The sequence below is a fragment of the Embleya sp. NPDC056575 genome, from assembly GCF_042793325.1.
In the GTDB taxonomy this organism is placed as follows: Bacteria; Actinomycetota; Actinomycetes; order Streptomycetales; family Streptomycetaceae; genus Embleya.
The window spans coordinates 1-9,021 of sequence record NZ_JBHTVA010000047.1; the positions used below are offsets into that span (position 1 = coordinate 1).

3 protein-coding genes are annotated in these 9,021 nt (G+C 73.4%); 2 read left to right on the forward strand and 1 reads right to left on the reverse strand.

The features are described from left to right. Nucleotides 1–707 precede the first annotated feature (707 nt). The gene (locus ACFRCG_RS31495) at nt 708–5,381 is read right to left on the reverse strand and encodes a hypothetical protein (RefSeq protein ID WP_380037685.1); all 4,674 of its coding nucleotides are present in this window, start codon (nt 5,379–5,381) and stop codon (nt 708–710) included. Between the two features lie 477 nt (nt 5,382–5,858). On the opposite strand from ACFRCG_RS31495, the gene ACFRCG_RS31500 reads away from it, so the two are divergent. Further along, complete coding sequence (locus tag ACFRCG_RS31500; protein WP_380037808.1) at nt 5,859–6,968, forward strand: glutamate--cysteine ligase; 1,110 nt, start codon at nt 5,859–5,861, stop codon at nt 6,966–6,968. A 105-nt stretch (nt 6,969–7,073) separates the two neighbouring features. Continuing rightward, nucleotides 7,074–9,021: NAD-binding protein (locus ACFRCG_RS31505; protein ID WP_380037687.1), on the forward strand; the 1,948-nt coding region annotated here is incomplete at its 3' end.

Consider the following 9,021-nt stretch of genomic DNA (forward strand, 5'->3'; position numbering starts at 1 on the left):
CAGCCCCGGACCAGCCGGTCCCGCAACCACAAGCACAACGCACGCCGAAACAAACCCGACCCACTCGGGAACGCAAGCCCGGCGGAACCCAACCCGACCCCCTCCTCTGCCACCCGCCGCAGGTCGCCCTTCCCCCGACCCGGGCCCCCGCCCCGACGAAACCCCACACCCCGAAGCCCACACCGACGGCGGCCCACCACCGACTCTGACCAGCCCCGGACCGGCCATCACGCAACCAAGAGCGCAACGCGCGCCGGGAGCACCCGGCCCACTGGGGAACGTCACCCGGAGGACTCGACCGGGCCGCCCTCCCTGCCTGCCGCTGCCGGCCGGTTTTTCGGTGAGCAACGCGCTTGTCTCGTCGGGAGCCGAAGGCGCGGAGCCCCGCACGCCGGCGGCGGCCCATCACCGACTCTGACCAGCCCCGGACCAGCCACCCGCGACCAAAGGCGCAACGCTCACCGAGAACGCCCGGCCCACTGGGGAAGGCCACCCGGAGGACCCGACCGGACCGCCCTCCCTGTCCGCCGCTGCCGGCCGGTTTCCGGCGGCGGCCCACCACCGACTCTGACCCGCCCCGCGCCGGCCGGTCCTGCGGCCACAAGCGCGACGTGCGTCGGAAGCATCCCCCCGGCCCACTCGGAAGGCGGCCGGTGGACCGGATCCGACCGCCCTCTCGGGCCGACCCTTCGTTCCCTCCGCTGCCGCTACACGGTGCGCGTCAGCAGGTTGTGGATGGTTGAGTTCGGGGACTCCGCATGCCACGTCGGGTCTTGGGCCGTCAGGGCTGCGTAGACGTGGGGCCAGTGGGGCTTGGTGGTCGTCAGGATGGATGCGATTTCGGATTGGGCTTCGTGGCCGGCCGTGTGGATTTGGGTGGGGACCTCGAGGCGGTGGGTGGACTCGGCTATCCAGCGGAGGATCGTGGCGGCGCCTCTGGCCTTGTGGACCAGGTCCCTTCCGGTGAGGTGTCCCTTCGTGACCAGCCTGTCCATGTGGGCGTACCACGTGGCGTCGCCGAGGGAGGATTGGCCGGAGGAGATCGAGGCGAGTGCGTGTGCGGGGTCGAGGAGGGCGGAGCGGCGGGCGGCGACGTCGTCGACCGGGCCGAGTTCGAGGAGCCTCGCGGGGGAGTCGCGCTGGAGGACGAGGCGGCTCAGGACCTGCCGGGGGAAGGGCTCTCGTTCGTGTTCGGCCAGGATCAGGTCCCAGTCCTGGATGTACGGCAGGTCCAGTGCCTCGTCCGTGTCGGCCACACCGCCGCAGCGGCGCAGCTTCGCGACCAACTTGTCGCCGCCCCGCTCGCGGTCGATGCGGGCGGTGAGCGTCGCGTCGGGGTCGGCATCGGCGAGGGCCTTGGCCACCAACCGGCCGGCCGTGGCGCCGAGTACGCCCTCCTCGACCAATGCCCCGATCCGGTCCGCGCCGCCGTGCCGCAGCAGGCCGCGGACACCGAGGAGCCGGTCCAGCAGCGAGAGCTTTCGGCCGAGTTGGCGCAGTGCGTGCTCGACCACCTCCGGGTCGGCCGCCTCCACCTTCAGGCGCAGCGCCGACAGGAGCGAGGCGGTGGGCCGGTGGTCCATCAACAACTGCGCGCGCAGATCCGGGTCGAGCGCGAGCAGATCGTCGGGGCCGGTCGTGGGCCGGCCCTGCGGCACCCGAGAGAGCACCACACGTCGGATCGAGGCGCCCTCGTCCTCCAGGGGTGAGCCGTACAGGTCGCGGTTGAGTTCGGGGTCGTCGAGACGCAGCAGCCGCTTCAGCAGTGCCGGGTCCTCGGTGTGGGTCGCCACGATTCGCAGCGCGACGTGGTCGTCGGCGAGGAACGGGTACTCGTCCAGCGCACGGGACGAGTGCTCGATGTGCCGCGAGTACGCCCACAGCGAGGGGTAGGCGTGCGGACCGAGTCGCGGCAGGATCGCGACCAGCGCCTCGGGCGAGGCGTGCAGCAGGAGATCGGCGGCCGGCCATCGCCAGGCGCGCCGGATTCGCCATGCGGCCTCGTGCGCCACCGCGGCCTCGATCGTGTGCGGGGATTCGAGGCGCTGCCAAGCGGCATCCCGATCCGCCTCCGCCTCCGCGACGGTCTCGACTCCCGCCTCCGCCCCTGCCTTCGCCTCCGCGACGGTCTCGACTCCCGCCCCGGGCTCCGCCCCCGACCCAGCCCCCACCGCCGCGTCCAGGAGTTCCCCGATCGGCCGATCCCCCGCCGTCCCCATCGCCGTCAGCGCCCGCAACCACCGGTCCGGGTCCACGCCCAGTCGGTCGGCCACCAGCGTGCCGACCGCCTGCTTGATCGGGTCCGCCACGATGCGGTATCGCCACTTTCGGGGCAGCGGGGTCAGTGCCCGGGTCGGGAGGATGCCGAGGATGTCGGTCGGCCCGACGATGCCGTGTCGGTAGGTGCCCTCGGCGAGGTATTCGCCGCCACCGCCGCGGCCTGCTTCGAAGTACTCACGGATCCAGCGCAAAAACGCGGCCGGTGCCGCCGCGCTCGGCCAGGTGTCCCGGGAAGGGTATTGCGCGGGGCGGTCGGTCGGCGTGCCCGCCAGGATCGCGGCGACCCGGTCCGCCGTCGGCTTCTCCAGGCCCTTGTTCTCGCCGAGCGCGGCCAGCACCTCCGGCTCGCCCAGGTCGATCAGGTCGTTGGCGACCGACTCGTCGAACACCCGGCGTCCCAGGGCCACCCGCGGCTCGACCGACTTGCTCGCGAAGCACGCCTCGTACAGCCAGCTCGGATACTCGTAGCCGGGCGCGTCGAACGTCGACAGCGAGGCCAGCGCGGTGAGCACGGCCGGATCGTCGGGCACCGGCGCGGCGTCGGGATCGCCCGTGGCCACGCCGGCCAGTGTGCGCAGCAGGTCCGCCGCGACCAGGCGCGAGGTGCGGTCCGGCTCGGTCGTCCGCTCCCGGCCCCCACGCGTGTTCGCCGCCGGCGTCACCGGATCCGCGGTCGCCGGTACCGATGCCGTCAGCGCGGTCTCGGCCGCCTCGCGGCGGGCCCGTGCGAGCGCGGCGGCGTCGGCCCGGGCCACCTCCTCGGCGTCCGGCCGGGGGCCCGCCGCCTGTCCGGCCAGCGTGACCAGTTCGGCGAGCGAGCCGTTGAACTCCTCGACCAGGCCCACCGCGATCGCCAACGCGTCGGTGTGGCCCGCGAGGTGATCCCGAGTCAGTTCGGTGAGCCGCTCCCGCATCGGGTCCACGACCAGGGTCGGGCTCATCCGCGTGATGCTCGCGAGCACCGCATGCGCGGGATAGGCGATGTCCACCAGGTGCACGGGGTCGAGCAGGCCGTTCTCGACCGCCGCGCCGGCCCAGTCCTCGTCGCGGTTGAACGCCTTGGTGCGCAGCCACTCCCGCGGCGAGATGTCGATCGCGCGACGGTCGTACCCGCGCAGGAAGTTGACCAACTCCAGTTGCAGCCCGGCCCGATCCGCGTCGGTGGCGTCCTCGTGTCGGATCAGGTCGTCGAGCGCCTCGTACGCGAACGGCTCCGTCCGGTTGGCCGCCATCAGCAGCGGGAAGTCGTGCGCGTACGGCTCGTGGACCAGGTCGCGCACGGTGGTGCGACTGGTTCGGGTCTGGAGGCGGTTCGGCAGCGTGGCCGGATCGTCGTACGGCTCACCGCTCGCGCGCAGGTCGGCCAGGCCGTCCTCGGCCTTGAGCGCGGCCTCCACCCGCTTGCGGATCTGCGCGGCGGTGCTCTTGCCGGTTGCCGCCAGCAACTCGCGGACGCCTTCCGGGCCGTGCCGCTCCCAGACCTGGATGTACGCGTACTGCTGGGCGATCTTACGACACCCGAACTCCAGCGCCTTGGCCGTCAGGTCGGGCTCCCCGCAGGCCACGAGCGGCAGCAGCGTACGGCGGTCGCCGCCGGCGAGGAGTTCCTTGCGCAGCCCCGGATCCAGCGGCGTGCGGCGGGCGATGGTGCGGCGTAGCGACGGGGTCGAGCGCATGCTCATGTACGCCGCCGCGTCCACCGCCGGGACCCGCTTGTCGACCAGGCGGGCCAGTTCGCGGACGTCCAGGCCGATGTTGCGGGCCAACGCCTCCCACGCTCGCGGGTCGGTGGAGGCGATCGCCGCCTCGTGCACGCGCCGCGGCAGCGAGCCGCTGGAGAGCAGGTCGCGGACCAGCGCGTAGGGCAGCGCGGGCAACACCTCGCGCAGGTCGTCGGGGTCGGCCGAGGTGAGCAGGTAGCGGTAGGGCTTGGTCAGGGTCGGCGGCGGGCCGCCGGCCGGTTCCGCCGGTGCGGTGACCGTGCCCGCCGCGATCTCGGTCAACAGCGCGGGCAGCGCCGCGCGGTACCGGGGCAGCGCGGTACGCAGCGCGTGCCAGCGGTCGGCGTGCGCGCCCAGGTGACGGTGCAGCAGGTCGCGCAGCTCGGTGTGCTCCGGGAGTTCGAGCAGGGTGGCCACGGCGGTGCGGGCGGGGGTCACCTCGTGGATGATCCGCGCCACGTCGGCCGGTTCGGCCGAATCGCGGGTGAGCACGGCGATCCGGGCCAGCGCCGGGTGTTTGGGCAGATCGATCGCCGCGCGCAGTACGGCCGCCGCCGGCCGGGCCACCGGGCCGACCGCCGTCGGATACGCCCTGTACAGCGCGACGAGCAGCTCCTCCGGACACTCGGCGTCGGCGGCCAGTATCACGGCGATCGCCTCCGGCAGCGGCTCGTCCCGATGCGCCTCGCTCACCGCGGCCCAGTCGACCCCGCGCCGCCAGGTCGTCGGCCGGATTCCCGCCCGCAACTCGGCGACCAACCCCGCGGCCCCCTCGGCCTCGGCGACGGCGGCCGCCGGATCCGCGCCGCCCGGCCCGGCCTCGGCCGACCCCTCCGCTCCCGACCCCGCGAGCGCGGCGACCTCGGGCCGTACATATCGCACAGCCTCCGCCAACAGCCCCTCCCCACCGAACCGTTGCAGCGAGAGCAGCCCCCTCAGTTCCTCCGCGACCGTCAACGACCCGGCGCACACCCGCAACGCGTGCAGGACCAGCTCCGGCCGATCGGTCACCACCGCCGCGCCCAACCGGCGCGGCAGCGCGGTTTCGGCGGGCAGCGCGAGCAGTTCCGCGTGCAACGCGGCCAACGGGTGCGGCTCGTCGGGGTACCGGCCCGGCGTGAGCACCACCCGGCGCATCCACGCGGTCGCCTCGGGGTGCGCGTACACGATGCGATCGACGACGGGATCGGGCTGCTCCAGCAGCGCGCCCAGATCGGCCGCGGTCAGCGTCGACGAGTTGGCCGCCACGGCCCGCCGGACCCACGGATCGGGGTCGAGCGCGGCCAACGAGCGCAGGCGCGAGGTGAGTCGTTTGTCGGCGAGCAGGGTGGCGATCACCTCGTCGCCGAGACGGTGACGGACGCGGCCGAGGTCACCCACCGCGGCTCCTTCGAACAAAAGTCCCACCAACAAGGCCTTGTTCGCGACCTGAACCCCAGACACCACACGCCCCCACACTCACCTGTTCGGCTACCGGGATCCACCCCATCACAACGGCCGGACATCGGGCGCGCCGACCCCGCCGAACCCGGCCCGGACAGCGGCCCCGAACCGGCCCGAGCAGCGCCCCACACCGCCCCCATCCCCGGCCCCCATCGGTCCCGACCCGGCCGGACGTGTCGACCTGTGGTGGTTACGGGTACAACCGATCGAGTCCTCCCAAGTAATACGACCTGTCCGGATCTTGGTCGAGCACGTCGTGGGTCGCGATGCCGCACCGTGTGGGGTTCGGGGATATTCCCGAGGGCTACGGGGTACCGGGGCACGGGTCGTGGCGCGTACCGACCGCCGGTGGGTCAGGTCCTGGCGGAGGCCCTGCCCGGCGGGTTCGCGCCCGCTCGAAAGGACGGTTCGGTGATCACCACTTTGGGTGTCGAGGAGGAGTACCTGCTCGTGGACCCCGTCAGCGGCCTACCGGCGCCGGCGGCGGAACGGGTTCGCGCCGAGGCGTGCCTGCGGCCCGGTCTCGGTGTCGGCGATGTACAACCCGAGTTGCTCAAGGCGCAGTTGGAGGTGGCGACCCCCGTCTGCAACTCGCTCGACGAGATCGGCGGACACCTGCATCGCATGCGCGGCGAACTGTCGGCGGCGGCCGAACGCAGCGGCTGCCGGATGATCGCCTGCGGGACCGCGCCCGTGGGCAACGGGAAGATGATGGAGATCAGCGAACACCCGCGCTATCTGGCGATCCGGGCGAACGCCCGGCGGTTGGCCGACGTGCAACTGATCCACGGGATGCACGTACACGTCGCCGTGCCGGATCGCGAGACCGGCGTGCAAGTGGTCAACCGGATTCGGCCCTGGTTGCCGGTGTTGGTCGCGATGGGCGCCAACTCGCCGATCTGGCAGGGCATGGACACCGGGTTCGCCAGTTGGCGAACGATCCATTACGCGCGCTGGCCGGTGGAGGGGCAACCTCCGGTGTTCGTGGATCTGGAGGAGTACGAGCGGCGGGTGGACGCGCTGCTCGCGGTGGGGGTGATGCTGGATCGGGGGCAGGTGTACTGGCAGGTGCGGTTGTCCGAACGCTTCCCCACCATCGAGATCCGCTGCCCCGACGTGCAACTGCGGGCGGACGACGCGGTGATGCTGGCGGGACTGGTGCGGGCCCTGGTGGTGACCGCGCTGCAACAGCACGACGAGAAGGCGCCGTACGCCGCGCCCGACCAGGAACTGCTGCGTGCCGCCTGCTGGATGGCCGCCCGCGACGGATTGGAAGCGGAACTGTTCGGACCGGTGGGGCCGGCGGGCGTCGCCCGGCGGATCGACGCGGGGGACCTGGTCGGCGAGTTGCTGCGACACGTCGCCCCGGTGCTGGACGAGTTCGGCGACACCGCACAGGTGTTCGCGCTGGTGGACCGGATGATCCTGGAGGGGACCGGGGCCGATCGCCAGCGGGCGGCGTTCGCCGCCGGGGGGCTGCAGAGTGTCATGGACCTGCTGATCTCGGACACTTCGCCGAGGTAGGAGCAGCTTCGGCGCCGGCGGTGGGGGGCTCGGTCGGGGGCTCGGTGGGGTACGGCCGGGAAGAAAGGGGCTGACGGGGGACGGCCCGGCGGGCAGGGTGGGGGTGTGTCGACTCCTCCGCACCACCCGACTCCCGCGCCTCGGACCGGACACCTGGTGGTGTGCGGCGACGACGCGCTCGCGCAACGACTCTCCTACGAACTGGCGCGCGTCTACGGGGAGTACGTGACCGTACTGCTGCCCTCGGTGCGCCGCAATCACGGCCCCCAGATCGACGATCTCGCCCGGGCCGGCGGTGTGGCGGTGGTCGAGGCCGCCGAACCGGACGACGACGCGCTGCGCGCCGCGGGCGTCCCGGGCGCGGCGGCACTGGCGCTGGTGTATCGCGACGACCGGGCCAACATCCACGCGGCGTTACGGGCGCGCCGACTCGATCCGCGGATCCGCCTGGTGGTGCGGCTGTACAACCGCAAACTGGGCCGGCATCTGGAGGACCTGCTGGATCGGGCGGCGGCCCGGGCCGACGACGGATCGGCCCGGGACGTGACCACCACCGTGCTCTCCGACGCGGACACCGCCACACCCGCGCTGGTCGCGGCGGCGATCTCGGGTGCGGACAAGGTGGTTCAGGCCGACGGACTGCTGCTGCGGGTGGCCGAGCGGCCGCCCGCCGAACCCGACCCGGCGCCGTGCCCGCACACCCTCGCACTGGCCGCCGACGGCTCCGGCGGCAGCCCGGACCTGCTGCCGGACGAGGCCGACGTGGTCGCGGCCGGGGCCGCCCGGGGGCGGACCGTACTGGAGGCGATCGGCCTCGCCGAGGGCGCCGGCACGCCCGTCAACCGCCCCCGGATGCCCCAGGCGCTGCCGGTGGCCACTCTCTTCCCGCGCCGGCTGCGCTATGCCGTGGTCGGCCTGGTGGTGCTGCTGTTCGTGTTCGCGGGGCTGACGTGGTGGGTCACCCGGGATCCGCCGATGCGCGCCGCGTACCGCTCGATCCTGGACGTGTTCGGGATGGGCGATCCCGCGATCGGGGAGAACACCGGGCGGCAGATCCTCCAGGTCCTGTCCGCAATGGCCGGGATGGCGCTGCTGCCACTGCTGTTCGCGGTGGTGCTGGAGAGCCTGGGCACGTTCCGTACCGCGACCATCCAGCGACCGCCACCGCGCGCCATCGCCGATCACGTGGTGCTGCTCGGACTGGGCAAGATCGGTACGCGGGTGCTGGATCGGCTGTGCGACCTGGGCATCCCGGTGGTGTGCGTGGAACGCGACCCGCAGGCACTCGGCGTCGCGACCGCCCACGCCCGGCGGGTACCGCTGGTGATCGGCGACGTGACCCGCGAAGGCGTCCTGGAGGCCGCGCACATCGGGACGAGCCGGGCCCTGCTCGCGCTCACCAGCGACGACGCGATCAACCTGGAGGCGGTCCTGTACGCCCGCGAGGTGGATCCCGAACTGCGGGTGGTGCTGCGGCTGTTCGACGACGACTTCGCCAAGTCCGTGAACGGGACGCTGCGCCGGTCGTATCCGCTCGCGCGCACTCGCAGCCGCAGCGTGTCGTCGTTGTCCGCGCCGGCGTTCGCGGGCGCGCTGATGGGGCGACAGATCCTCGGCGCGGTCTCGGTGGAGCGCGAGGTGCTGCTGTTCGCGGCGGTCGACGTCGCGGGCCATCCGGAACTCCAGGGCCACACGGTCGCGGAGTCGTTTCGGGCGGGCCGATGGCGGGTCCTGGCCCTGGACACGACCGAGTCGCCCGCGCCCGGTGCCGCCGCGTCGCCCGGCGCGGGCCGGTCGGTCGCCGTACCGCCCCCGGACCACCGGCTGCTCCCGACGGATCGCGTCGTCCTGGCCGCCACCCGCCAGGGGCTGGCGGAACTCCTGCGCGAGGACGCGAGCCGGGCCGCCCGGGAGCCGAGCGAACCGGGCGGCGGGGCCGGGCCCGGGCCCGGGGGGCGGGGGCCCGGGGGGCGGCTGGGGGGACACGGGGGGCGGGGTGGACACCAGAGGCGGGGTGGAAACCGGCCACCCCGGCGGTGGCGGGCCTGCGGGC